Source organism: Streptomyces flaveus (genome assembly GCF_014647675.1).
GTDB lineage: Bacteria > Actinomycetota > Actinomycetes > Streptomycetales > Streptomycetaceae > Streptomyces > Streptomyces flaveus.
This window is the reverse complement of record NZ_BMPQ01000002.1, coordinates 399,558-422,890: the sequence shown is the minus strand read 5'-3', so window position 1 is coordinate 422,890 and position 23,333 is coordinate 399,558. Positions and strand designations below refer to the sequence as shown.

The 23,333-nt window shown below is 68.7% G+C and carries 19 protein-coding genes and 1 tRNA gene; 5 read left to right on the top strand and 15 right to left on the bottom strand.

The annotated features are described in order from the left end of the window. Positions 1-13 precede the first annotated feature (13 nt). The 9 genes from IEZ21_RS05125 to IEZ21_RS05085 form a co-directional block, all read right to left on the bottom strand. Positions 14-1,042 carry an ABC transporter substrate-binding protein gene (locus tag IEZ21_RS05125; RefSeq protein WP_189320664.1) on the bottom strand — a complete coding sequence of 343 codons (1,029 nt, stop codon included), beginning with the start codon at positions 1,040-1,042 and terminating at the stop codon, positions 14-16. 69 nt (positions 1,043-1,111) lie between these two features. Further along, the gene (locus tag IEZ21_RS05120) at positions 1,112-5,410 is read right to left on the bottom strand and encodes a non-ribosomal peptide synthetase (RefSeq protein ID WP_189320663.1); all 4,299 of its coding nucleotides are present in this window, start codon (positions 5,408-5,410) and stop codon (positions 1,112-1,114) included. Continuing rightward, positions 5,397-5,654, bottom strand: a complete 258-nt coding sequence (locus IEZ21_RS05115; RefSeq protein ID WP_189320662.1) for a phosphopantetheine-binding protein — start codon at positions 5,652-5,654, stop codon at positions 5,397-5,399. The genes IEZ21_RS05120 and IEZ21_RS05115 overlap by 14 nt, the downstream gene beginning before the upstream one ends. 43 nt (positions 5,655-5,697) lie before the next feature. Continuing rightward, entirely contained in the window at positions 5,698-7,290 is a 1,593-nt protein-coding gene (gene scoC, locus IEZ21_RS05110) for a fatty acid-ACP ligase ScoC (RefSeq protein ID WP_189320661.1), read from the bottom strand. 76 nt (positions 7,291-7,366) lie between these two features. Next, complete coding sequence (gene scoD / locus IEZ21_RS05105; RefSeq protein ID WP_189320660.1) at positions 7,367-7,909, bottom strand: (2E)-enoyl-ACP glycyltransferase; 543 nt, start codon at positions 7,907-7,909, stop codon at positions 7,367-7,369. Next, positions 7,906-8,793 (bottom strand): (3R)-3-[(carboxymethyl)amino]fatty acid oxygenase/decarboxylase, encoded by an 888-nt coding sequence (scoE, locus tag IEZ21_RS05100; RefSeq protein WP_189320659.1) that lies wholly within the window; start codon positions 8,791-8,793, stop codon positions 7,906-7,908. Before scoE ends, scoD begins: the two co-directional genes overlap by 4 nt. A 26-nt stretch (positions 8,794-8,819) precedes the next feature. Then, positions 8,820-9,056 (bottom strand): acyl carrier protein, encoded by a 237-nt coding sequence (locus IEZ21_RS05095; protein ID WP_189320658.1) that lies wholly within the window; start codon positions 9,054-9,056, stop codon positions 8,820-8,822. Further along, entirely contained in the window at positions 9,053-10,138 is a 1,086-nt protein-coding gene (locus IEZ21_RS05090) for a beta-ketoacyl-ACP synthase III (protein ID WP_189320924.1), read from the bottom strand. Before IEZ21_RS05090 ends, IEZ21_RS05095 begins: the two co-directional genes overlap by 4 nt. 126 nt (positions 10,139-10,264) lie before the next feature. Further along, entirely contained in the window at positions 10,265-11,668 is a 1,404-nt protein-coding gene (locus IEZ21_RS05085; protein WP_189320657.1) for an MFS transporter, read from the bottom strand. A 926-nt stretch (positions 11,669-12,594) separates the two neighbouring features. Between IEZ21_RS05085 and IEZ21_RS05080 the strand changes: the two genes are divergently transcribed. Both IEZ21_RS05080 and IEZ21_RS05075 read left to right on the top strand, forming a co-directional pair. Beyond that, on the top strand, positions 12,595-14,946 hold the full coding sequence (locus IEZ21_RS05080; protein ID WP_189320656.1) for a heavy metal translocating P-type ATPase: 2,352 nt from the start codon (positions 12,595-12,597) through the stop codon (positions 14,944-14,946). Continuing rightward, a complete protein-coding gene (locus IEZ21_RS05075; protein WP_189320655.1) occupies positions 14,918-15,448 on the top strand; it encodes a copper chaperone PCu(A)C in 531 nt (176 codons plus the stop codon). The genes IEZ21_RS05080 and IEZ21_RS05075 overlap by 29 nt, the downstream gene beginning before the upstream one ends. 17 nt (positions 15,449-15,465) lie before the next feature. Here IEZ21_RS05075 and IEZ21_RS05070 read toward each other — a convergent pair whose 3' ends face one another. The 6 genes from IEZ21_RS05070 to IEZ21_RS05045 all read right to left on the bottom strand — a co-directional run bounded on the left by IEZ21_RS05070 (position 15,466) and on the right by IEZ21_RS05045 (position 19,853). Then, positions 15,466-16,218: an aspartyl/asparaginyl beta-hydroxylase domain-containing protein gene (locus IEZ21_RS05070; protein ID WP_189320654.1), complete on the bottom strand. Its 753-nt coding sequence runs from the start codon at positions 16,216-16,218 to the stop codon at positions 15,466-15,468. Between the two features lie 231 nt (positions 16,219-16,449). Then, entirely contained in the window at positions 16,450-17,061 is a 612-nt protein-coding gene (locus IEZ21_RS05065) for a sigma-70 family RNA polymerase sigma factor (RefSeq protein WP_189320923.1), read from the bottom strand. Positions 17,062-17,268: 207 nt separating this feature from the next. Further along, positions 17,269-17,925 (bottom strand): hypothetical protein, encoded by a 657-nt coding sequence (locus tag IEZ21_RS05060; RefSeq protein ID WP_189320653.1) that lies wholly within the window; start codon positions 17,923-17,925, stop codon positions 17,269-17,271. 467 nt (positions 17,926-18,392) lie between these two features. After that, complete coding sequence (locus IEZ21_RS05055) at positions 18,393-19,067, bottom strand: nucleotidyl transferase AbiEii/AbiGii toxin family protein (RefSeq protein WP_189320652.1); 675 nt, start codon at positions 19,065-19,067, stop codon at positions 18,393-18,395. Continuing rightward, positions 19,067-19,387: a hypothetical protein gene (locus tag IEZ21_RS05050; protein WP_189320651.1), complete on the bottom strand. Its 321-nt coding sequence runs from the start codon at positions 19,385-19,387 to the stop codon at positions 19,067-19,069. Before IEZ21_RS05050 ends, IEZ21_RS05055 begins: the two co-directional genes overlap by 1 nt. A 394-nt stretch (positions 19,388-19,781) precedes the next feature. Beyond that, positions 19,782-19,853: transfer RNA gene (locus IEZ21_RS05045), tRNA-Arg, on the bottom strand. Between the two features lie 118 nt (positions 19,854-19,971). Here IEZ21_RS05045 and IEZ21_RS05040 point away from each other — a divergent pair. The 3 genes from IEZ21_RS05040 to lysA all read left to right on the top strand — a co-directional run bounded on the left by IEZ21_RS05040 (position 19,972) and on the right by lysA (position 23,175). Next, the gene (locus IEZ21_RS05040) at positions 19,972-20,487 is read left to right on the top strand and encodes a response regulator (RefSeq protein WP_189320922.1); all 516 of its coding nucleotides are present in this window, start codon (positions 19,972-19,974) and stop codon (positions 20,485-20,487) included. Positions 20,488-20,645: 158 nt separating this feature from the next. Further along, positions 20,646-21,761 (top strand): ArgS-related anticodon-binding protein NrtL, encoded by a 1,116-nt coding sequence (gene nrtL / locus IEZ21_RS05035; protein ID WP_189320650.1) that lies wholly within the window; start codon positions 20,646-20,648, stop codon positions 21,759-21,761. A 22-nt stretch (positions 21,762-21,783) separates the two neighbouring features. Next, positions 21,784-23,175 (top strand): diaminopimelate decarboxylase, encoded by a 1,392-nt coding sequence (gene lysA / locus IEZ21_RS05030; RefSeq protein ID WP_189320649.1) that lies wholly within the window; start codon positions 21,784-21,786, stop codon positions 23,173-23,175. Positions 23,176-23,333 lie beyond the last annotated feature (158 nt).

The following is a 23,333-nucleotide window of genomic DNA, read 5'->3' as shown; positions in this document are numbered from 1 at the left end:
CGGTTCGGACGCTTCAGAACGCGTCGGGGTGCAGCATCCTGGCGATCTTGTCCACGGCCAGGTCGTTGCTGGGGCCGAGGTAGATCGAGTCGGACAGAACGGTGTAACGCTTGTTCTTCGCGGCCGGCCACTGGGGGAACTCCTTGAGCAGTTTGCGGGCGTACGCCGCGGGGTTGGGGTCGTTGTAGCTGATGACCACGAGGGCGTCGACGGGCTCGGCGGCGACCTTCTCCTTGCTGAGGTCGGCGAAGGAGGTTTTGGAGGCGGAGGAGAAGGCGTTGCTGCCGCCGGCCTTGGCGAGGATGTCGTTCCAGATGCCGTTGGCCGCGATGGAGCTGAAGTCGTTGCCGCCCATCGACATGTTGGAGAACACCACCATGACGTTGGGCGCCTTCTCGCCCTTGACCTTGGCCGATACGCCGCTGATCTTCTTCTCGGATGCCGCGATGAGCTTCTCCGCGCGATCGCTGACGTGGAAGATCTTTCCCAGGTCGCGCAGCAGCTTGTAGCTGTCGGCGACGGTCATGCGGGAGGTGTCCTGGTCGCAGCCCTGGGGGGAGATGTAGGTGTTGGCGTTGACCGCCTTGAGGTCGTCGCGGGTCGCGAAGCCGTTCTTCGAGTCGAAGCCGTAGGACGTGGTGGACAGGACGAGGTCGGGGCTCAGGCCCAGCATCGCCTCGCGGGGAATGTCGTAGGCGTCATTGAGCTCGATGTCCCCGGTGGGCAACGCCTTGATGGCCTTGGCGCGGCCGGTGACCTCGGACATCCCGTACGACTGCCCGTTGGCGACGATGCGATCGCCGAGACCGAGCGCCAGCAGCGAGGAAACCTCGGCGACGGAGGCACCGTTCATGACGACCACCCGGCTCGGCGCCTTGGTGTATGTGGTGGTCTGCCCGCAGTTCTTGATGCTCACCGGGTAGCCGGGGGCGTTCGCCTCCGCAGCGGTCTCAGCCGTCGGGGAGGACGAGGCTCCGCAGGCCGCGGTGGCCAGGCAGAGTGCTCCGGCCAGGACCGCGGCAACGGGCCGTTTCGTCAGCATGCAGGCTCCTTGGGGTAGGGCGGACTCCGCTCAGGTAGTCGGTGCGAAGTCCGCCCGGGTTCCCAGGAGTTAGACCTCTCTTGCGGCCGGGTCCGGGAGCGTTCCGGTCTTGACGCAGTGGTCGAGGTAGCGGAACACCAGGGCGCGGTCGGCCAGCGGGCAGGAGATGCCGCTGCCTTCGAGGCCGCGCAGGACGTTGTCGGCCCGGACGCGGCCCAGCCCGAGGTCGGGTTCGGCGTCGCTGCTTTCGGCGTCACCGCTGCCGGTCCAGGAGTCGAAGAACGCGCCGGTCGTTGCGGCCACGTCGGCGGAACGTGGCAGTTCCGTACGCCACTGTGCCAAGGGCAGCCGCTTCACCGCGTATCCGTATTCCTGCACCCAGTCGTAGAGGTCGGCCAGCCGGAGCGGGGGTACGGGGGCGTGGTTGAAGACCGTGCCGGATGGTGGGGCCGTCAGGGACAGCCGTACGACGGCTCGGGCGACGTAGTCCACCGGCGTCCAGACTTCTGCCTCGAACAGGTCAGGCAGGATGCCGGCGGGGATGCCTGACTGGAGCACGCTCCACAGGAAGTCCCGCTCGTTTACAAAGCCGGTGTCCGGTGCTCCGACGACCCGGCCCAGACGGTGCAGCGTGACCGGCAGCCCGCGCTCGGCGGCCTGCTCCAGCAGCCGTTCGGAGGCCCACTTGGACTGCTGGTAGCCGTAGACGAGCCCGGGGTGCGGCGGGAGGAACGCCTCGGGTACTTCGGGACTGTGGCCGCGGGGCGGGGCGACGGACAGGGTCGAGACGAGGTGGAGCGGGACCGAACGTACCGATGCCATGCGCAGCAGCTCGCGGGTGGACTCGGTGTTGGCAGCGCGCAGACTGGCGTAGTCCCGCATGATGCTGACCGTCGCGGCGTTGTGGAAGATCACGTCGCAGCTCTTGGCCAATTCCGCGAACCGGGCGGGACCGAGCCCGAGATGGGGTCGGGCGAGGTCGGCGGGCAGGGCGGTGATGCGCTGCGGGTCGGCGGGCAGCGGAAGCTGCTGGTCGGTCAGGGCTCGGCGGATGCGGTCGGCTGCTTCGGCCGGACTCGTCGCGCGGACCGGGCAGATGATCTCGGCATCGGTCGCGGTCAGGAGTTCCGCCAGTAGATGTGAGCCGACGAAACCGGTGGCGCCGGTAAGCAGGATCCTGCGCGGCGCGCTTCGGGTATCGGCCGGGGCTGCGGGTGCGATGTCCTCGTCGAGTACGGCGTCGGCGAGGACCGTGTCCGGAAGGCCGGGGGTGGTCGCCGGCGCGTCCTGGTGGTGTTCCAGGTGGCGTGCGAGTTCGGAGGCTGTCGGGTGCTGGAAGAGCCAGGCGACGCGGACCTCCCGTGCCAGCTCCACGCCGAGCCGGTTGGCGACCTGGATGGCCTGGAGCGACTGGGCTCCGAGGTCGAAGAAGTCGTCGTGGGGCGAGATGTGCTCGGCGCCCAGAATCTGCTCCCAGATGCCCGTGATGGCCTGTTCCAGAGAACTGCCGGTTGTCGGAGCCGTGGTGGTCACGTTCTCCACACTGTCCGCGGCATTCACGGCCGTGCTGAGCGCATTCCTGTCGATCTTTCCCGAGCCGGTGCGGGGCAACCGGTCGGTGAATTCCACAGCGGAGGGGACCATCGCTGCCGGCAGCGTCGCCCGCAGATGTTCCCGGACCTGGGCCGCCGCCGGCGCGGGGTGTTCGGCGACGACGTGCGCCGCCAGCCTCCGTGTTCCGTCCGGCAGCACCTGTCCGACCACGGCGGCCTCACGGATCCGTGGGTGCGTGAGGAGGACGGTCTCGACCTCGGCCGGCTGCACGCGGTGGCCACTGATCTTGAACTCGTCGTCGGCCCGCCCGACGAACCGCAGTTGTCCGTCGTCGCCGAGCCGCACCAGATCGCCGGTGCGGTAGCCGCGAGGGCTGCCGGGCAGTTGGGAGAGCGGGGCGAACCGGGTGTCGTCCTGGGGCCGATCGCCTCGGTAGCCGAGGGCCAGCGCATCGCCGACGAGGTACAGCTCATCGCCGATGACGGCAGCCCGCATGCCGGGCAGCGGAACCCCGATCGGCACGTCGCCGGGAGACAGAGCGGGGTCGTGGAGTGCGGCGACGGTGGCGACCACGGTCGCCTCGGTCGGGCCGTAGGTGTTGAACAGCTGCACCGACGGGCCGACCGACTCCCGCCAGCGGCCGACGCGTTCGGGCAGCGCGGCCTCGCCCCCGATGATGACGGTGCGTACCTCGGTGGGAAGGGCCGCGGCACCGGTCGAGACGGCGTAGGCAAGTTCGTGCCAGTAGGCCGTGGGAAGGTCGAGCACGCTGATCCGCAGCCGGTCGCACGCCTGCAGGAGCTGGGGCACCGACTCGGTCATCTCGGCGGTGCGGACGACGAGCGTCGCGCCGACGCACAGGGTGAGGAAGATTTCCTCGACGCTGGCGTCGAAGTGCAGGGGCGCGAACTGCAGGACACGGTCCTCGCGGCGGAGACCATAGCGGTGGGTCGCACCGGTGACGAACGTGGCCAGCGCGCCGTGGCTGATCTCCACGCCCTTGGGTCGGCCGGTGGATCCCGAGGTGTAGATGACGTACGCCGGATCGCCTGGATCGCCGGAGGCTGAAGCCGGTGCCTGGGCGTCGGTGTCCGGGGCGTCGATGAGCAGGACGGCACGGTCCGGGAACCGGGCGGCGTATGTGCTGGAGGTGAGGATGAGGGCCGGTTCCGCGTCCTCCAGGAGCGTCGCCCTGCGGGACTCCGGCGCGCCCGGGTCGAGCGGGCAGTACGCGGCCCCGGAGAGCAGGACGCCGAGGATCGCGGTGACGGCGTCGATGCCTCGTGGCAGGGCGACGGCCACGAGCGCGCCCGGTCCGACACTCTGGGCCGCGAGCCGCCGCGCAAGGTGCCGTGCGGAGCCGAACAGCTCCGCATAGGTGATGCTCTGCCCGCCGTGCTCGACGGCGGTGGCGCCGCCGCGCCGGGCGGCGTGGTCGGCGATCAGGCCCAGCACTGGCCGGGCAGGCAGGGGAAGCGGTCCGCCGTCGAGTACGGTGACGGGCCGATGCCCGCCGATCACCTGGGCCGGAGCGGCGACCGCCTCACGCAGCAGGCCCAGCAACCCCTGCTGGTGTGCGGCCAGTTCCGCCTCGTCGTAGAGGTCCGGGTTGGCGTCGACGGCGATCCTCAGGCCCGAGCCCTCCGCGCGGTCGTACACATTGACCGCCAGGTCGTCGACAGGACCCGCGGACACGTTGTGGACGGTGCTGCGATGCCCGGCGAAGCGCAGGTCATACTCGAACGGCATGATGTTGACGCCCGGACCGGACAGCCGGCGCTTCCCGCCGACCAGCTTCAGATCGCGCCGCAACTGCTCATAGCGGTACCGCTGGTGCGGCAGCCCGGCCCGCATCTCGCCGGACACCCGCACCGCCAGATCCCGCAGGCTGTCCTGCTCGTTGACGACAATGCGCAGCGGCAGGATGTTCCGCACCATGCTCGGCACCCGCAGGGAAACGGAGCCGAGGCGGCCCATGGCCGGCAGGCTGAGGACGATTTCGGGCGCTCCGGTGGCCCGCTGGATGTACGCCGCGGTCGCGGCCAGCACGACATCGGACCAGGACACCGAGAGTTCGCGGGCGACGGAGTGCAGCGCCTCCACATCACCCGGATCGAGGTCCGTGATGCGACGCAGGAAGTCCCGCGCCGGGAGCGCCTGTCCTTCGGCGAGGCCGGCCACCGCCGGACGGTCCGCGAACCGCTGTGTCCAGTACGTACGGTCTACCACGAAGCGTTTCGACTCGCGGTACGCGCGCTCTTCCTGCCGCACCGACTCCAGGGTTCCGAAGCCGCTGTCGCCGAGGGGCGCGCCCTCCACCAGGGCGGTGTAGACCTGCGCCACGCGCTGTGCGACCAGGGAGAGGCCGAAGCCGTCGAGGGCGATGTGGTGGACGCGGTGATACCAGAGGAACTGGTCGGGGGCCGTCCGCAGCAGGGCGTGTCCGAAGACGGGGTCGTGCTCGAGATCGACCGGGCGGGCCATGTCGTGTGCCATCCAGTCGAGGGCAGCACGGTGCGGGTCCGCGTTGATGGTGAGGTCGGCGATGTACGGCTGCCAGTCGATGCCGGGAACGCTCAGCTGCCAGGGCTGCCCGTGGCCGTCGACGACGAAGCGGACGTTCAGGGCCTCGACTTCGGCCACCGTGTGGCGGAGTGCCTCCTCGAAGGCCGCGGAGTCCACTGGTCCGTGGACTTGCACGTATTCGGCCGTGTTGTAGGCGGGGCTGTCCAGGTCGAGTTGCTGGCCGGTCCAGATGCCTTCCTGGGCGGCCAGCAGTGGGTGCCGCTCGCCGTGCGCGTCAGGCGTCGGCATGGGCTGCTCCCGCCTGGCGTTCGGACAACAGTTGCCACCACTGGGCGAACGAGGTGCGTTCGGCGAGCTCCAGGAAGCTCACGTCCGCGCCGGCGTCCCGCCACCGTGCGGCCAGGGTGGTGATACGCAGTGAGTCCAGGCCGGCGTAGAGGGGGTTTTCTTCCAGGTCGACTTCGTCGGGTTGCTGATGCAGGAACTCCGCCAGGTCCGCACGGAAGCCCGCCAGCGTCAGGGGCTCAGGCATGTCGCTCTCTCTTGGTAGCTGGTGGGTTGCAGCTGTGTGCCGGTCAGTTGACCTTGCGTTCGGAGTCGGTCCAGAAGCGGTCGCGCAGCTCCCGGCGGAGGATCTTCCCGCTCGGGTTGCGCGGCACGTGGTCGATGAACTCGTACCGGGCCGGCAGCTTGAAACCGGCGAGCCGGTCGATGAGGAAGCGGTGCAGGTCCCGGGGGGCCGGTTGCTGTCCGGGAACCGCTACGACGAAAGCGTGGACGGTCTCTCCCCACTGCTCGTCGGGGGCTCCCACGATCACCGCCTCGGCCACGCCGGGGTGGTGCTCCAGCGCGTTCTCGATCTCGGCGGGGTAGACGTTCTCGCCCGCGACGAGGATCGCGTCCTTGATGCGGTCGCGGATGAAGATGTAGCCGTCTTCGTCGACGTATCCGGCGTCCCCGGTGTGGACCCACCCGTCGACCAGGGTCTCGGCGGTCTTCTCGGGCAGGCCCCAGTACTCGACCATGTGGGCCGGGGTGGCCAGGCAGACCTCGCCGATCGCGCCCGGCGGCAAGTCGTGGCCGTCGTCGTCGATCACCTTGCTGCGGACGCCGGGGTAAGGGTGGCCTGCGGCCTGCATGCGGGGGTGGCCGGGAATGTGGTCGGCCGGGGGCAGGCAGACAGCGGTGTTGCCGGTCTCGGTGAGTCCGTAGATCTGCGCGAACTCGGCTCCGAACATGGTCAGGCTCTCTTCGAGCAGTGCTTCCGAGATCGGCGACCCGCCGTACACGATTTTGCGGAGCGTCGTGAAGTCACCTGGTGTGGCTCCGGGTTCGCTGAGCATCATGCGCAGCATCGCGGGGACGACACAGGCGGTGGTGATGCCCAGGTCGCGGATGAGGTCGATCGCGTCGCGGGCCGCGAAGGCGCGCATCGCCACGACGGTCACGCCGGCGTTGAAGTTCTGGGTGGCCCACCACAGGCCGCCGACGTGGAATCCGGGGATGCCGATGAGGGCCGTGTCGCCGGTGCGCCAGTCGATCCAGTCCAGCCCTTCGCTCGCCAGGGCGTCACGGATGGCGAAGAAGCTGCGATGGGCCAGGACGACGCCCTTGGGCAGGCCGGTGGTGCCGCTGGTGTAGAGCTGGGCGACCGGGGTGTCGGGGTTGGCGGACGGTGTGAGGTCGGTGGTGGGCTGGGCCGCTTTCCAGGCTGGGAAGCCGTTGGCGGTGCCGAGCCGGACGACCGTCTTCGGGGGCGCGGTCGGCAGCCGTTCCAGGACCGGCGCGAAGTCCTCCTCCAGGAAGAGCAGTTCGCTGCCGGAGTCCTGGAGGATGTGGCTGACCTCGGGCGCGGTCAGCCGCCAGTTGATGGGTACCAGGACGGTCTCGCTCTTGGCGCACCCGAAGAGGATCTCGTAGTAGTGCTCGGACTCCTTGCCCAGATACGCGATCCTGGCGCCTGGGGCCGCTCCTGCGGCGCGGATGGCGTGGGCGACGCGGTTGCTCTCGCGATGCAGTTGTTCGTAGGTGAGGCTGCGCCCTTCACAGAGAACGGCGGTGGCCAGCGGTTGGTGTGCGGCGTGGAAGCGTGCCGTGTCGACCAGGGTCTTCAGTTCCGGGTAGTGCAGTTCGCTGCCGGTCTTCTGCGGCGCCGACAATTCGGCCATGTTCAGGATCTCCGCTCTCGGTCGTCCGAAAGCGCGCCGCCATGTGGCGGCGGCGCGCCGTGGGATCGGTTCCTGCTTACGGTCCGTTCACGATGGCGAGCTTCACTTCGCCGTCGCATCGGCCGCCCGCGCTGTCCCAGTACCGGTAGGAGGTGTCGGCGACAATCAGCGGATTTCCGCCGGGTGACCGCCGTCCCACCGACAGGAATTCGATCTCTCCGGAGAAAGAACGGGCGTTGATGGGGCGCCGGAAATTGCCGCCGAACCGGGCGATGAGGATGTCCGGGAGCTGATGCCGCCAGTAGTCGTCCAGGGTCCACGACTTGAAGTCTTCCAGCAGGCCCTCTTTTACCGACTTGGCGACGGCGTAGTACATCATCTGGTTGTAGCTGATGTTGACTTCGACCGCGTTGAGATGGCCGGTGTCGTCGATGTAGCAGGATTCCGGGATGGAAAATTCGCACTGCGCCGTCACGCGACCGGACTGTGAGCTGACCGACGCGGATTTCAGATACTTGCAGTTCGCCTTGTACGGCCTCAGTACCTGAACCAGGAGTTCGTCGTCGCTTTCGAAGTCCTGTGCTGGCGAAGCCAGTCGTACGGCGGCCTTTGCGCTCATGCCGCGGCCTCGTCGTAGAGCTTGCGCTCGTCGTGGACGGTCAGCCGGAAGGAGACCGTCGGCTCGGGCGTGGTGGTGTGCCGGGCCCGGTGGATGAGGCTGCGGTTGTCCCAGACCAGCAAGTCACCCTTCTCGAAACTCTGCAGGTGGATGTTGCTGTGGGCGAAGGTGTCGTCGAGTTGCCCGGTGGCCTCGAAGAGCTCGTGGAGCAGGTCCCTCTCCAGCGGCTTGCCGTCCTCGTCCTCGATGCCGACGGTGAAGCCCTCGCTGATGTAGAGGACCGTTTCGCCGGTCATGGGGTGGGTGAAGGTGGTCGGCTTGACGACGGCAGGGGTCTTCGTCTCGACCTCGTCGATGATCTCGGAGATCGGCCGGTACACATCGTGCGGACGGATCTTGAAGTACTTGCGAACCGAGTGCCGGCAGTAGGTTCCCGCGAGTTCCTTCTTGAGCTCCTCGGGGAGCCTCTCGTACGCCTTCCCCATGTCGATGAAGTAGGTGCCCCGGTTCTTCTCGGGTATCACCTGCGGGTAGATGAGGGTGAGGCCGAACGGGTCCGGCATGAACTGGTAGTCGGCGTGCCAGAATTTTCCGGTCTTCGGCACGCCTATCTGCTTTCCGTCCTTCGGTACATTGGAGGAGACGAATATCTCCTCGACCTCGGGGTGCTTGTACATGGGCTCGTAGTAGGTCTCCGGACGGCCCAGCAACTTGCCGAGTTCGAGAAACTGCTGCGGCGTCAGGTCCTGGTTCTTCAGGACCGCGATCTTCTTGGAATAGACCGTCTCCTTGAGCTTCTCGAAGTCCGCCGGTGAGGCGGTGGCGTAGTCGAATCCCTCGACGGCGGCGCCGATTTCCTTGCCAGCCTGTGCCTTGATTTCCACGGTTCTCCGCTTTCCGTTTGGGACGGTTACTGGGCGAGTTTCGAGTCGATCAGCTTGGCGGTCGCGTCCAGGGTGAGGTCCTCCTGGAGTTCGTTGTCCTCGACGGTGACGCCGAGGTCGCGTTCGATGCGCATGCTGATCTCGACCATGGTCAGCGAGTCGACGTCCAGCCCGGCGAAAGTGACGTCCGGGCCGATCCGGTCAGGGGGCGCATCGTGCAACTTCGCGAGGATCGCGACCAGTTGGTCATAGGTGGTGCTCATGATGCGGGTACTCCTCCTCTGTCGTACGGACGGCTGATCTGGGAGAGGGCGGGCCAGCTCAGGAGGCAGGAGCCCCAGGTGAGACCGCCTCCGAACGCGGTGAGCAGGACGCGCTCCCCCTGCTGGATGGTCTGGTGAGAGGCCGCGTCGGCCAGGGCGAGGGGGATGGATGCGGCGCCTGTGTTGCCCACCGACTCGACGTTGGACACACAGCGTTCCGGGGGCAGTCCGAGGTCTTCCGCCACCGAACGCAGGATGCGCAGATTCGCCTGGTGGGGAACGAAGTGGTCGATGTCGTCGGCCTTGTAGTCGGCCAGGGCGAGTGCGGTGCGCGCCGAGGCCGCCATACGTGTGACCGCATGCCGGTAGACCTCTTTGCCCTGCATCGAGAAGTGGTGGTCCTGCGGGCCCACGTCGCCCGGCGTCGAGCGCTGCCGGGAGCCGCCGGCGGCCACCATGATCAATTCTTCCCCGGTGCCGTCGCTGCCGAGGTCGAAGTGGCCGACGGCGCCGGGCTCGTCTGGGCGCCCGGCCCGCAGGACGACAGCTCCGGCCCCGTCCCCGAAGATGATCGCGTTGGCGCGGTCCTGCGGGTCGACGATCGTGGAGTAGGTGTCCGCGCCTATGAGCAGGACGCGTTCGGCCACACCGGCGGCAATCAGACCGGCGGCCGAGGCCAGTCCGTAGACGAATCCGGTGCAGACGGCGCTGATGTCGAATGCCGCCGCTTCCGTCAGGCCCAGTCTGGTGGCGACGAGTGGGGCGGTGGCCGGGCAGGAGCGGTCCGGGGTCGTGGTGGCGACGATGACCGCGTCCGCGGCTTCCGTGCCTGCGGAGAGCAGAGCGCGGCGGCCGGCCTCCACCGCCAGGTCCGAGGTCGCCTGGCCGGGCTCGGCGAAGTGCCGTCGGCTGATCCCGGTCCGGGTCCGGATCCAGTCGTCGCTGGTGTCGAGCCGCCGGGACAGTTCCTCGTTGGTCACGACATGCGGGGGAACCCAGCCGGCCAGCCCGCACAGGACGGCTGACCGCTCCTGCGGTGCGGGTGGCGGCGGATCGTAGGGGTTGAGCGGGCGTGCGGGCATGCTGGGCACAGCGGTGTCTCCTCGTTGTCGTGCTCTGGGGTGCGGATGCGGGGGTGCTCAGAGACAGCAGGGAGGGGGGCTGCGGGCAGGGCGGTGCCGGGCCGACCGGGTGGAGCGCGGCGGCCTCTACCGGTGGGAGCGCCTGCGGAGCGTGAGGATGGCCACGGCGCCGAGACAGATTCCGGCGGCGATGACATACATGGCGTCACGGACCGCGTCGAGCAGCTCGGAGCCGGAGAGGTCATGGTCTCCGGTATTGGCGACGGCGACCAGGACGGCCAGGCCCACGGCGCCGCCCACCTGCAGCGTGGTCGATGCCATGCCGGAGGCGATGCCCTGGTCGCCGGGGGCGACACCGGCCGCAGCCGCGACCCACATTCCGGTCCAGGCGGCGCCCTGGCCGAGGCTCAGCAGCACGATGCCCGGCAGCAGGCGCACGTACGAGCCGTCGTCGGTGAGAGCGACGGCCAGGAGCAGCGCGCCGACAGCCCCCACGGCCATGCCGCCCAGCATGGTGGTCCGTACCCCGAGGGCGGACACGGCTTTCTCCCCTGCCTGTGTTCCGGCGGCGACAACGACGGCGGGGACGAGGAAGGCGAGTCCGGTGCCCAACGCGCTGTAGCCGTGCACCGTCTGGAAGTACAGGGTCAGGAAGTAGGGGACGGAGCTGAACGTGGCGCTGAACAGCGCGGTCAGGGCCATGGCGCCGACCAGGCTGCGGTGGGCGAACATCCGTGTCGGTGTGAGGGGATCGCTGGTACGCGCCTCGATGAGGGCGAAGAGCGACAGCAGGACGACGGAGAGGGCCGCGCAGATCAGGACGCTGCTGCTGCCCCAGCCGGCTTCGGGTGCGTGGACGAGGACGAAGACCAGCAGCGTGATCCCTGAGGTGGCGGTCAGGGCGCCGAGGAGGTCGAAATCCCGTTGCCGGGACAGCGGCCCGTCGGCGGGGAAGAGAAGCGCACCGGCCAGCGCGATTCCTCCGGCCAGGGGGATGTTGACGATGAACACCGACGGCCAGCCGAAGGCGTCCACGAGTACCCCGCCCAGCAGTGAGCCGAAGCACAGTCCGCCCGCTCCGGCGGCTCCCCATACGGCCAGTGCCCGGTTACGGCTCGGGCCCTCGTCGTAGAGCGTGTTGATCAGGGAGAGGGTGGCGGGAAACAGCAGGGCGCCGCCGATGCCCTGGATGGCGCGCACCGCGACGAGGACGCCGGCGGAGCCGGACAGCCCGCCCACCAGTGAGGAGAGGGCGTACAGCAGCGCGGCGAGGATGAAGATCCGGCGTCTTCCGAGCAGGTCGGTGGCCCGTCCTCCGAGCAGGAGGAACCCCCCGGTGGCCACGACATAGGCGCTGACCACCCATTGGAGGTCCTGGCCGGAGAAGCCGAGCCCGCTGCCGATGCTGGGGAGGGCGACGTAGACGATGTTGAAGTCGAGCGAGATGACCAATTGCGCGGTGGCCAGGACGAGCAGGGGCAGTCCGAGACGTTGGCGCGGCGGAGCGGATGGCGACTTCAGTGCAGACATTTCCGGACAATCCCCCTTGAGGTCCACCAGGCGGTGCGCGGCGGATCCCTTGTTTCACGTGCACCGCTGCGATAGGTGATCGCAGCGGCAGCGACTTTGAGCATGTGCTGCGTATCGAATTCGCCGGCCCTCGGGCTGTGAATCACCCGCCTGGAGCGCGGCTCGTCCTGGATCGTGGCTCACTCCGTGCACTGCGACAAGCCATCTCCCCCCGTTTTTGGACTGGCTCAGATTCCGGTTGTTGGACTCGCTCGTGCGTACGACGGAACCGTGGGAGAGTCGGTCGCCCGGGGTGACCCTTTCCTGATGTCGGGAGTCGATATCCCAGGAATCGTGGCCCTCCCGGGACTCAAGGCCGTCTTGGCTGTGATTTTCCTGTGCGGCCGGCCGATGGCGATGACTCAACCAAACCTGCTTTTTTCGGCCACGCGAGGGGCGGCTGGAAGTTGAATAGATGACCAGTTCGCCTGCTAATTTAATCGAATTGACGCCGTGTCATAGCTCTCCTATGGGGGTGCGGAACTGGTCCCTCCGCCGTGAATGAAAAAGGGCCTTTTCTGGTAGTCGGACGGGAAGTTGTCCTGGTTCCCGGTGGCGCCGATATTTTTCATCACGCTGTCTGGGTGGCGATTCCTCTGGGTACCCCCGTACGGTATGTGGCATGAGGAGTTCATGGCAGAGCGTGGAGGCACCCTGATGCCGTCAACCGATACCCAAAAGCGAAGTTTCGTCGTGCCCCCTGTTTTGCTGGGGTTCATCTTCCTCCTGTGCTCGCTGACGGCTGTTTCGTATGCCGTTGGACGCATGGCGGGTCCTGTGGCGCCGGGAATGCACCGGACTGTGGAAAACCCGGCAGGTCCTGGAGAGCCGGGAATGTCAGACATGCATGGCATGGGCGCCGTGGACCGCGCCGTGCAGGAGGGCCGATGACGTCCGCCGACCACCGTCCGGCGCAGGACGGCTCCTTGGTGACCACCGATCTGATGGTCGGCGGGATGACGTGTGCCGCCTGCGTGGGGCGGGTGGAGAAGAAGCTGGGACGGGTCGAGGGCGTGACGGCGACGGTCAACCTGGCCACAGGGCGGGCCCGGATCTCCCATCCTGCGGTGGTGACCTCGCAGGAGCTGATCTCCACAGTCGAGAAGGCCGGCTACACCGCCGAGTTGCCGCCGGCGCCCGCCGCCCCGGAAAGCCAAGAGGCGTCGGACCAGCGGCCGGAGGCCGCTGCCGGCGCGAGCGAGCGGGCCCGGCTGCGGATCACGACGATGCTGTCGGTGCCCGTACTGGTGCTGTCCATGGTCCCGGCCCTGCAGTTCGACTACTGGCAGTGGGTGTGCTTCAACCTCACCATGGTGGTCGTGCTGTGGAGCGCGTGGCCGTTCCACCAGCGGGCGTTGAACGGGCTGCGCCACGCTGCGGCGACCATGGACACCCTGGTCTCCCTCGGGGTGGTCGCGTCCTTCTTATGGTCCGGATACGCGCTGTACTTCGGGGGCGCGGGAGAACCGGGCATGCGCATGCCGTTCGACCTGCTGCCCGGCGCCGAGGCCGGTACCGCCCACCTGTACCTGGAAGCGGCGGTGAGCGTGCCGCTCTTCGTGCTCGCCGGCCGGTACTTGGAGGCGCGGGCCAAGCACGGCACGGGATCGGCACTGCGCGCGCTCGCCGAACTCGGGGCCAAGGACGTCGAGTTGAGGGAGGGCGGAGGTAGCCGCCGAGTCCCGATCTCCGAACTCCGTGTGGGGCAGGAGTTCGTGGTGCGGCCGGGAGAGAAGGTCGCCACGGACGGGGTCGTGGCCGAGGGCAGCTCCGCTCTGGATCTGTCCTTGGTCACCGGTGAGAGTGCCCCCGTGGAGGTGAGCCCGGGATCCGCCGTGGTGGGCGCCGCCGTCAACGCCGGCGGGCTGCTCGTGGTCCGCGCCACCGCGGTCGGTGCCGACACCCAGCTTGCCCGGATCACTCAGCTGGTGACCGACGCCCAGGCGGGCAAGGCCCGCATCCAGCGGCTCGCCGACTCCGTCGCGGGTGTCTTCGTGCCCGCCATCGTCGCGGTGGCGTGCACGGTGCTGGGCTTCTGGCTCGGTGCCGGGGCGGACGGTGAGTCGGCCGTCACGGCAGCGGTGGCCGTACTCGTCGTCGCCTGCCCCTGCGCGCTCGGCCTGGCCACGCCGACTGCCTTCCTGGCGGCCACCGGGCGCGGTGCTCAGCTCGGCGTGCTCATCCGGGGGCCCGAGGCGCTGGAGCGGCTGCAGCGCGTCGATACCGTGGTCTTCGACAAAACGGGCACCCTCACCACCGGCCACATGACGCTCCTCGAGACGACCGTAAGTGCCGCCGACGAGGACGCAGCACAGGTTTTGCGGCTGGCCGGAGCGGTCGAGTACGGCTCCGAACACCCCATCGGCCGGGCTGTCGTCGCCGCCGCGCGCCGTGCCACGGACGGCGCGCCGCTGCCACCAGTGACCGGTTTCCGGGCCGTGGCCGGGTCCGGGGTGTGCGGCCGGGTCGACGGTCGCGAGGTCTCCGTGGGGCGCCCGCGGCCCGACACCGTACTGCCCGACAAGCTGCGGCAGGCCCTGGACCGCGCCGAAGCCGCCGCGCACACCGCTGTGGTCGTCGAAGTGGACGGCCGCCCCATCGCCGTCCTCGCCGTCGGCGACAGCCTGCGGCCCTCCAGCGAGCACGCCGTATTCCAACTACAGGTGCTCGGAATCGAGCCGATCCTGGTGACCGGCGACGGTCCGGCGGCCGCCCACGCCGTGGCCGAGCAGGTGGGCATCGACGAGGTGCACGCCGGGATCACCCCGGAGGGCAAGGCGGACATCGTCGCGATGCTACGGGCAGACGGACGGCGCGTAGCGGTCATCGGCGACGGCGTCAACGACGCCGCCGCCCTGGCCTCGGCCGACCTGGGCATCGCCATGGGCAGCGGAACCGACGCGGCGATCGGCGCGGCCGACATCACCCTCGTACGGGAGGACATGCAGGCCGTCGTGGAGGCGGTACGGCTCACCCGCAGAACCCTGACCACCATCCGGGCCAACCTCATCTGGGCCTTCGGCTACAACGTGGTCACCGTCCCGCTGGCAGCCACCGGTTGGCTCAACCCGATGTTCGCCGCCGTGGCGATGTCCGCCAGCTCCGTCCTCGTGGTCGCCAACAGCCTGCGGCTGCGGGCCTACCAGGCGGTTCCACTGGACTCCGGTCACGCGGAAGGCACCGACGACACCCGTCCCCGGAAGGAAACCGATGACCTCAGCGTCAGCAGCGTCCGCTGAACGCCCCGCCCCGCTGTGGCGGCGCCTGGCCACATCCGGCGCCGTGCGTTCCGCGCTGGTACCGACCGGCACGTGCGCGGCAGTTCTTCTGCTGCTCTCCGCCTACACGGCAACCGGGGCGGCCGGCGATCCACCCGAGAACATCAGCGTCAGCGACGGCCGTGTCTTCCAGCCGACCGGCGCCGCCATCACCACAGCCTTCTTCTACATCCGTAACACGGGTGGCGCCAAGGACACCTTGGAGTCGGTCTCATCCGTGGACCTCGGGCTCACCATGCTCGCCCGCACGGTCACAGAGAACGGCGAGAACGACACGGAGCCCATCGGCCCCGTCACCGTTCCTGCCGGCGGCAGCCTGCGCATGGACCCGTCCACCATCAAGGTGGCAGTCCTTGACCCACCGAAGCTGGAACTTGGGAAAAAGGTGCGCTTCATCCTGTGGTTCCGGAACTCCGGCCAGGTCAAGGCCACCGCGGTGACGGTAAGCCCGGGCCCGCTGTGATGACGGACGGCGCTCGCTCAAGCTTCGCCCATCAGTTTGCGGATCTCGGTGATGAGCGCGACGAGCGCCGCCCGCTCGGGGACGGTGGTGTCCGGGTGCCAGAGGTCGACGAGCAGGCAGGTACGCGGGCGGACCCCGCGGTTCCACGCTTCGTGCTCGAAGGAGTAGTCGAAGAGCAGGCACTTGCCCTCGTCCCAGGAACGGCTCTCGCCCGCGACCGTGATGCCGCACCCTTCCGGGATGTCGACGGCGAGATGCAGGTTGATGCTGAAGTTCCACAGGTCGCAGTGAGGGGCGATCGCCGCGCCGGGCAGGAGTGTTGAGAAGTGGCACTCCAGGAGAGGGCAGATCTTCTCCGTATCAACGGCGTGTTCCTTCAGCACCTTGAACGCGGTGGGAACGGTATCGGCCGACTCCTCGACCAGCGCGCCCTTGCGGAATAAATACAGGGCCTGCCAGTCCTGCTGGCGTGTGAGGTAGTGCTCGTAGTCCGAGAACGCGTTCCGGCGGGCCGTCCAGGCGGTTTCCAGCTCGGCCTTGATCGAGGCGTGATTCGCTTCCAACGCGTGGACCACCGGGATCAGTTCAGGGTGCCCGTACGGATCGTGCCAGGGCTGCTGAGAAATTCCCGGCATGACCCATTTGGCGCCCTTCTGCAGGGGATGCCGTTGCCGAGTCTTCGCCTCCAGCATCTCCTCGACCCGCACGATCGATTCCGATCCGTACTTGTCCCGAATCGCGGCGAAGGCGTTCTCTATCTCCGGTGTCATAGATATCTCCAGGATTCCGAGGTCCAAGGTCCGATTCCCCGCCCGGACAGCAAGGGGCGTACCCCTGCTGTCCGGGCGGAAATCGCTTGCCGGCGGGCTGTGGAGGTGCGGGCGGAGCAGAAAATGCCCCGCACGCTCCCCGTGCTTCAAATGCTTCCGATTCTCGACAGGGGCCGGGAACCAGACGCTGCCGCGCCACGACCCCTAGTAGGGACAGTTGAATTCGCGCCGCTAACGTTCCGGCTCCCCGCATACCTCCGCAGCCCACAGCAAGGCGTTCAAGTCCTCGCGGGCCCGCGCCACCCGGGAGCGGACGGTACCGATCGGACATCCCACGGCGGAGGCGGCGTCGGCATAGGACAGTCCGAGGAGTTGGGTCAGTACGAACGCCTCACGGCGCGAGGCAGCCAGGCCATCTAACAGATCGAGCAGCGCCACGCCCTCATCGAAGCCCGGCAGCCCGGACGGCTGTGTGCCTTCGGCCGCAGTCCGCCAGTCGGCGGTCTCGGCAACCTGGGGGCGGGCAGAGGCGTACCGGTAGCGGTCGATGACTGACCGGCGGGCGATCGCCATGAGCCAGGTGCGGACGCCTGAACGACCGGCAAACTGCGGCAGGCTGTTCAAGGCGCGCAGGAAGGCGTCCTGGGCCAGGTCGTCGGCACCGTGAGTGTCGCCACTGAGGTGGGCCACGAACCGCCAGACGTCACTGTAGGTCGCCCTGACGAAGCGCTCGACGGCCATGGGGTCGCCATTCCGGGCGGCCAGCGCCCAATCGGTCACTTCTTCTTCGTCGTTCCCCGGACCGGATGGCCTCGGGGCAAGCCCGGCAAGGGCAGGGATCATCACAAAGCGTCCTTCGGGATGCTGCGGGCGCGCACCAAGGAACGGCAGGGCGCGGCCCGGCAGTCGGGGCACTCAAGACGCGCCTCATCCACGGCGGGTAGGCGCGCCGGAGCGCCATGGGCCAAGGGCCGGCGTGCAGCGCGGTGCCACCTCACGGTGCATACGGCAGACGGGCACGCCGGTACTCCGTCTGTCATGGACAGACGGTCAGCAGTGGGCCATGTACCCCGGAGGGCCTCTACGCGAGACGACGTGCTGCAGCAGTGCCGCACGCAGCCTGCGTGCGGGGCCTGGGGTTACCGGACGTTCGGGCAGCTGCGGCCGGGACAGTGAGCCCGCGATCCGCAGAGCCAGCCGGAGCGGCACGAACACCGCAGCAGCGAGTGCGCGGCCGAGCCGGAACGCTGCGGATTCACCGCGCCACAGCCACAGCCCGCATACCAGGGCGGCAAGCGAGTGCGCGGCAAACATGAGGGTGGAGGTGTGACCACCAGACGCCATCATGCTCATGGAACTCATGCTCATGCTGTCCATGTGTTCCATGAGCTGTTCGTGACTCATGCGCTTCATGAGCTCGGCGTGCTCCGCGCTCGCCATGGAAGCCATCGGGTCCGGGTGCAACAGATCGAACAGGGAGTGCAGGCCGAGTTGGGCCACAACCGTGGAGCCGGTCACCACCACGGCGCCGCGCTCGCGCCCGGCGACCCACCACGCAGCGGACGCTGTGCCGACGAAGGCGCTCCCCAGGACGAACCAGGACGGAGACACGCCGGACGCCCAGGCATGGCCCACAGCCGCCGTCAACACGCAGACGACCGCGAAGAACGCGGCTCGTACGGCGCGAGACACCAGCCCGGTGGTCATGCCGACATGGTGTCATCAGACAGCTGTGCGAGGGGGCGTCATCCGACAACCGCGCAAAGGGCAAGGCTGACTGATGCCCTGCTCAGGATGCTCAGCAGGCGATAGACGAGGCCGCAACAGGCGTCCGTGCAGCGTTTTTTCCCAAGGCGTCGGCTGGCAGGCCGAGTTGGTTCCCGTGCCGCAGCGGGAGATTCCTCACGTCTGGTATCTGTGCGCTACGGAGTATCTGCAGCCGGGCCGTTGGGCCGACACCGCGGTGCCAGGCCACGCTGAGCGGCTTTGGAGCAGGGAGCGGCCGCTGCTCGATGTGTCATCGCCTGGACCGGGGATCAACTCCGGCGACGGCCACGCGGCCATGGTCGTTCGGGAGAACCGGGCCCAGGCGACGGAGGTTTCGCGTCAGCGGCCGTGTTCTTTTAGACGGACTGAAGGCGGGACGACGCGACGGTCGCTGCGGCTGCGGCTCGCTATTCCGCGGGATTCTCGTCCTGCGGGCCGATGAGTTCGCGTTGCCAGTCGGCGAATCGCTGGCGCAGGCATGCAGCTTCGGCGGCCGTAAGGCCGTAGGCGGCGAACTGCTTGTCGGTATAGCGCTGGATGCGGGCGAGCGAGTCGGCGAACATTCGCGGGGCGAAGCCGTCGTCGTTCTGCCTGGCCAGCTCCATCAGGCGCTCGCGGGTGTATCCGGCCTTGAGGAGGCCGTCGACGTCGATGGCGTCGCGGACCTCAGCCCGGCCGTCCAAGGCGCTGGTCTTCCCGGCGGCAACGTCGTCGGGGTGCAGGACCGGGCCCAACTCGGAGGACACCGGTGGATGGTTGAGGAACTCGGCGACGAGTTCCACCTTGTTCTGGATGCCGCTGATGGGATCAGTGACGTTCAGCCGCGTATAGGTGTGTTCGGTGTTCTGGTGGGCCAGTTCCACGGTGAAGCCCGCAGCCTCGTAGGCGGCGATGACGCGTTCGGTGGCCGCAGGCATCTCGGCGGTGGCCCGGTTGATCGGAGCAAAGAGGTCGACGTCGTCGCTGACCCGGTTGACGAACTGATGGGCCTGGACGGCGTAGCCGCCTGCCAGGGCGTAGCCGAAGTCGTCGGCGAGTGCGTCGAGCCCGATGCGGATCAGTCGGCGGTGCAGCTCGTCCACTATGCCGCGGCCGCCGCAGGCGCGAGCTCGGGGAAGCGGGTCTGCCAGGCCCTACGGGCCGGAGTGGGCAGGAACAGGTCCGTCCAGTGTCGGCGCATCAGATCGGCATTCAGGTGCACCTGTAGGTCGGCCTGTGACTGGGCCTCGCGGATGACCCGCTCGTACATGAGGAGCAGGTCGGCCTCGTCGGCGAGGTCGTACTCGTAGTGCGGGCCCCAGTCGATGTGCCGGGGCAGGGTCACAGTTCCGGAGGACGGCCCGACCAACTCGTCGAGTGACTCCGGAAGCGCGTAGATCCTCGCGGCGGCGTACCTGCTCATACGCTCAGCATGCCGTAACCCGTCGCGTCGTGGTAGCGGCTCTCGGATCCGCTGCGGCGACGAGCTGCTCACGTTCGTGCCGAGGGCTGGCCGGGGAAAATGAAACGGCGTGTTTCTCCGTCTGTTTTACGGCCGTCCTCGTCGGCAAACGTGCAGGTCACGTTGGGTGTTTTTCGGTTGTGGTTTCGTCCGGCAGTCCTCTGTCCCGCGTATGTCCCGCACGAAGCGAGTCTGCGGGATCGGACATTTGGGGTTTCGTCCGCCTGGCACCGTAAAGTCGCAGGTCAAAGGCTCGCTGGACCGGGTGGTCATGGGCAAGTAGGCCGTGTGCCTTTTGGCATGCACAAGAAAGGCCCTGAACTGCGTTTCTGCAGTTCAGGGCCTTGATTTCCGGTGCCCCCGGCAGGATTCGAACCTGCGCACACGGCTCCGGAGGCCGTTGCTCTATCCCCTGAGCTACGGGGGCGTGTCGGGCGCGGTTTGTGCGGCGACGGGTAGAACCCTACCAGCTCTTTCGGGGGCATCAGGAACCGGTTTTGGTGTGGGGAAACGGGTGGGGGCGCGGGCCCGTGGGCGGGGTGGAAGTGGGGAAAAGCCGGACGCGGGCGGGGGAGCGGACCTACTCTCGAGTTGTGCCAGGCGCGTCGGGTCGGGTGCTTGTTGTGGACGACAACAAGGTCATCCGGCAGTTGATCAGGGTCAACCTCGAGCTGGAGGGTTTCGAGGTCGTGACCGCGGCTGACGGTGCCGAGTGTCTGGATGTCGTTCATCACGTGCGGCCCGATGTCATCACCCTGGACGTCGTGATGCCCCGGCTCGACGGGCTGCGGACCGCCGCCCGGCTCCGTGCCGATCCGCGGACCCGGAATCTGCCCCTCGCCGTCGTGAGCGCCTGTTCGCAGTACGAGGTCGAGGGCGGGCTCGATGTGGGGGTGGACGCCTTTCTGGCCAAGCCCTTTGAGCCTGCCGAACTCGTGCGGCTCGTACGGCAGTTGATGGAGCGGCGCGGTGGCGGAGCCTCCCTCGGGAGTCCGCTCGGGGCCCCGGGAGCCGCGGGCGAGACCGAGTGTGCCGAGCGGGCGGGGCGCGCCGGCGGTTGAAGGGGGAGGGGCGACGGTCCGGCCCCGGCGGGTCGGCGCCCCACGGATCCGTGCGCTGACGGCCCGGCCCAGCACTGTCCGCATCCTCCCGTCCACATCCCGGACCCTCCCCAAATCGGCTCGCTCACCCACCCCCCTCCTCCCATACGCTTGTCCCCGTGACCCCCGTCGAGCTCTCCCGTACCGTCCTGTGCGCCGTGCGCCGCGCCGTGGACGCCGGTGAGCTCAGCGTGGCCGTGCCCGCGCGGGCCGTGGTGGCGCCGCCGGGGCCTGGGGGATGCGGTGACTACGCCACGAATGTCGCCCTGCAGCTGGCCCGGCCCGCCGGGCGTCCGCCACGCCATGTCGCCGAGATCCTGCGGCCGCTCATCACCGAGGCCGAGGGGGTCGCACGCGTCGAGATCACCGGGCCCGGCTTCCTCAACATCACCCTCGACGGGGGAGCGGAGGCCCTGGTCCGGGAGATCCTGCGGCGCGGCGTTCGTTACGGGTACGCCGAGGAACCGAGCGGGCGGATCGTGCAGTTGCACCACCCGTGCGAGGTGCGCGCCGCGGTCAGTGGGCAGGTGCTCGCCGGGATCCTCCGTACGCAGGGTGCCCTCGTCCGTACGTCCTGCGAGGCCGAACCGGACCCCGTGTGGGCCGAGCCCCTCGGCGTGACCGTCGACGCCCACGGCCGACCCGGCGCTCCCGCCCCTCTCGAGGTGAACCCCCGGCCGGTACCGGCACCCGAGGACCGCATCCCCCTCGACGTGAACCTCCGCCCCGTACCGGCACCCGAGGACCCCACCCCCCTCGGCCGTGACGCCGCCCGCTGGGCCCTTCTCCACCCGGCCCCCCACGACCGGCCCAGGATCACCGCCGACCACCTCGTGCAGCGCGAGACCAACCCCCTCTTCAGGGTCCGTTACGCACACGCCCGCGCCCGAGCCCTCAGCCGCAACGCCGCCGACCTCGGCTTCGACGGCGCCCCCGGCGACGTACAGCCACAAAACCCCGACCATTCCTCAGCCGCCCTCCTCACGGCCCTGGCCGACCACCCCGCCGCCCTCGCCACCGCAGCCACCCGCCGCGCCCCCGACCACCTGGCCCGCCACCTCGTCGTCATCGCCGACGCCCTCCTCCGCTACCAGGAGGTCACCCGCGTCCTCCCTCTCGGTGACGAGAAACCCTCGGCCGCCCACCGGGCCCGGCTGGCGCTTGCCGAAGCCGCCGGGACGGTGCTGGCCGGCGGCCTGTCCCTGCTCGGCATCGACGCACCCGAACACCTCTGAGAGAGCCGAAGAAAGACAAGTCATGAGCCGTTCCGCACATCCCGCCGGGCCCCGTCACGCCGATGTTCTGCCCGAGGGGCACTACACCGCGCCGCCCACCGATCTCAACGCCCTGGACTCGAAGGTCTGGGCGCAGACCGTCACGCGTACGACCGACGGAGTCGTCAGCGTGGGCGGCATCGATGTGAAGAAGCTCGCCGAGGAGTTCGGCACCCCGGCGTACTTCATCGACGAGGCCGACTTCCGTGCGCGGGCGCGCGCCTGGCGTACCGCCTTCGGGGAGGACGCCGACGTCTTCTACGCCGGCAAGGCGTTCCTGTCGCGCGCCGTCGTGCGCTGGCTGCACGAGGAGGGGCTCAACCTCGACGTCTGCTCCGGCGGCGAACTCACCACCGCCCTGTCCGCCGGCATGCCCGCCGACCGCATCGCCTTCCACGGCAACAACAAGTCCACCGAGGAAATCACCGAGGCCATCAGCCGCGGCGTGGGACGCATCGTCCTCGACTCCTTCCAGGAGATCGTCCGCGTCGCGCACATCGCCCAGTCGCTCGGCAGGCGGCAGCGCGTGCAGATCCGGGTGACGGTCGGCGTCGAGGCGCACACGCACGAGTTCATTGCCACGGCCCACGAGGACCAGAAGTTCGGCATCGGGCTCGCGGACGGGCAGGCCGCCGAGGCCGTACGGCGGGCCCTCGCCCTCGACGGACTCGAACTCATCGGGATTCACAGCCATATCGGCTCGCAGATCTTCGACATGGCTGGTTTCGAGGTCGCCGCGCGCCGGGTGGTCAAGCTGCTCGCCGAGATCCGCGACGAGCACGGCGTCGAGCTGCCCGAGATCGACCTCGGCGGCGGCCTCGGCATCGCCTACACCAGCGAGGACGACCCGAGCGAGCCGCACGAGATCGCCAAGGCGCTGAACGAGATCGTCACGCGCGAGTGCGAGTCCGCGAAGCTCCGCACCCCCCGCATCTCCGTCGAGCCGGGGCGCGCCATCGTCGGGCCGACCGCCTTCACCCTGTACGAGGTCGGCACCATCAAGCCGCTCGACGGACTGCGCACTTACGTCTCCGTCGACGGCGGCATGTCCGACAACATCCGCACCGCCCTGTACGACGCCGAGTACACCGTCGCCCTCGTCTCCCGCGTGAGCGACGCCGAACCCATGCTCGTACGCGTCGTCGGCAAGCACTGCGAGAGCGGCGACATCGTCGTACGCGACGCCTTCCTGCCCGCCGATCTCGCGCCCGGTGACCTCATCGCCGTGCCGGCCACCGGGGCGTACTGCCGCTCGATGGCCAGCAACTACAACCACGCGCTGCGCCCGCCCGTCGTCGCGGTCAGGGACGGCGAGGCCCGGGTGATCGTGCGCCGGGAGACGGAGGAGGACCTGCTGCGCCTCGATGTCGGATGAGCCACTGACGTACGCAGCCGGATGACCCGCTGACGTACGCAGACAACCGGCGGAAGATCTCCTGTGATCGGCCGCCGGAGAAATGAAATAGACATCTCACGATCCGGACATGGCATAGAAAGTCCCGTCCGGTGAGTGAGACTGGATCCACCGTGACG

What these genes read in the sequence shown, in the direction of transcription:
- IEZ21_RS05050 (WP_189320651.1), bottom strand. Translation starts at nt 19,387, where the DNA reads ATGAGCAGGTACGCCGCCGCGAGGATCTACGCGCTTCCGGAGTCACTC.
- IEZ21_RS05065 (WP_189320923.1), bottom strand. Translation starts at nt 17,061, where the DNA reads ATGATCCCTGCCCTTGCCGGGCTTGCCCCGAGGCCATCCGGTCCGGGG.
- IEZ21_RS05085 (WP_189320657.1), bottom strand. Translation starts at nt 11,668, where the DNA reads ATGTCTGCACTGAAGTCGCCATCCGCTCCGCCGCGCCAACGTCTCGGA.
- IEZ21_RS05070 (WP_189320654.1), bottom strand. Translation starts at nt 16,218, where the DNA reads ATGACACCGGAGATAGAGAACGCCTTCGCCGCGATTCGGGACAAGTAC.
- IEZ21_RS05125 (WP_189320664.1), bottom strand. Translation starts at nt 1,042, where the DNA reads ATGCTGACGAAACGGCCCGTTGCCGCGGTCCTGGCCGGAGCACTCTGC.
- IEZ21_RS05080 (WP_189320656.1), top strand. Translation starts at nt 12,595, where the DNA reads ATGACGTCCGCCGACCACCGTCCGGCGCAGGACGGCTCCTTGGTGACC.
- scoC (WP_189320661.1), bottom strand. Translation starts at nt 7,290, where the DNA reads ATGGCCGAATTGTCGGCGCCGCAGAAGACCGGCAGCGAACTGCACTAC.
- scoD (WP_189320660.1), bottom strand. Translation starts at nt 7,909, where the DNA reads ATGAGCGCAAAGGCCGCCGTACGACTGGCTTCGCCAGCACAGGACTTC.
- IEZ21_RS05090 (WP_189320924.1), bottom strand. Translation starts at nt 10,138, where the DNA reads ATGCCCGCACGCCCGCTCAACCCCTACGATCCGCCGCCACCCGCACCG.
- IEZ21_RS05115 (WP_189320662.1), bottom strand. Translation starts at nt 5,654, where the DNA reads ATGCCTGAGCCCCTGACGCTGGCGGGCTTCCGTGCGGACCTGGCGGAG.
- lysA (WP_189320649.1), top strand. Translation starts at nt 21,784, where the DNA reads ATGAGCCGTTCCGCACATCCCGCCGGGCCCCGTCACGCCGATGTTCTG.
- IEZ21_RS05120 (WP_189320663.1), bottom strand. Translation starts at nt 5,410, where the DNA reads ATGCCGACGCCTGACGCGCACGGCGAGCGGCACCCACTGCTGGCCGCC.
- IEZ21_RS05075 (WP_189320655.1), top strand. Translation starts at nt 14,918, where the DNA reads ATGACCTCAGCGTCAGCAGCGTCCGCTGAACGCCCCGCCCCGCTGTGG.
- IEZ21_RS05095 (WP_189320658.1), bottom strand. Translation starts at nt 9,056, where the DNA reads ATGAGCACCACCTATGACCAACTGGTCGCGATCCTCGCGAAGTTGCAC.
- IEZ21_RS05060 (WP_189320653.1), bottom strand. Translation starts at nt 17,925, where the DNA reads ATGACCACCGGGCTGGTGTCTCGCGCCGTACGAGCCGCGTTCTTCGCG.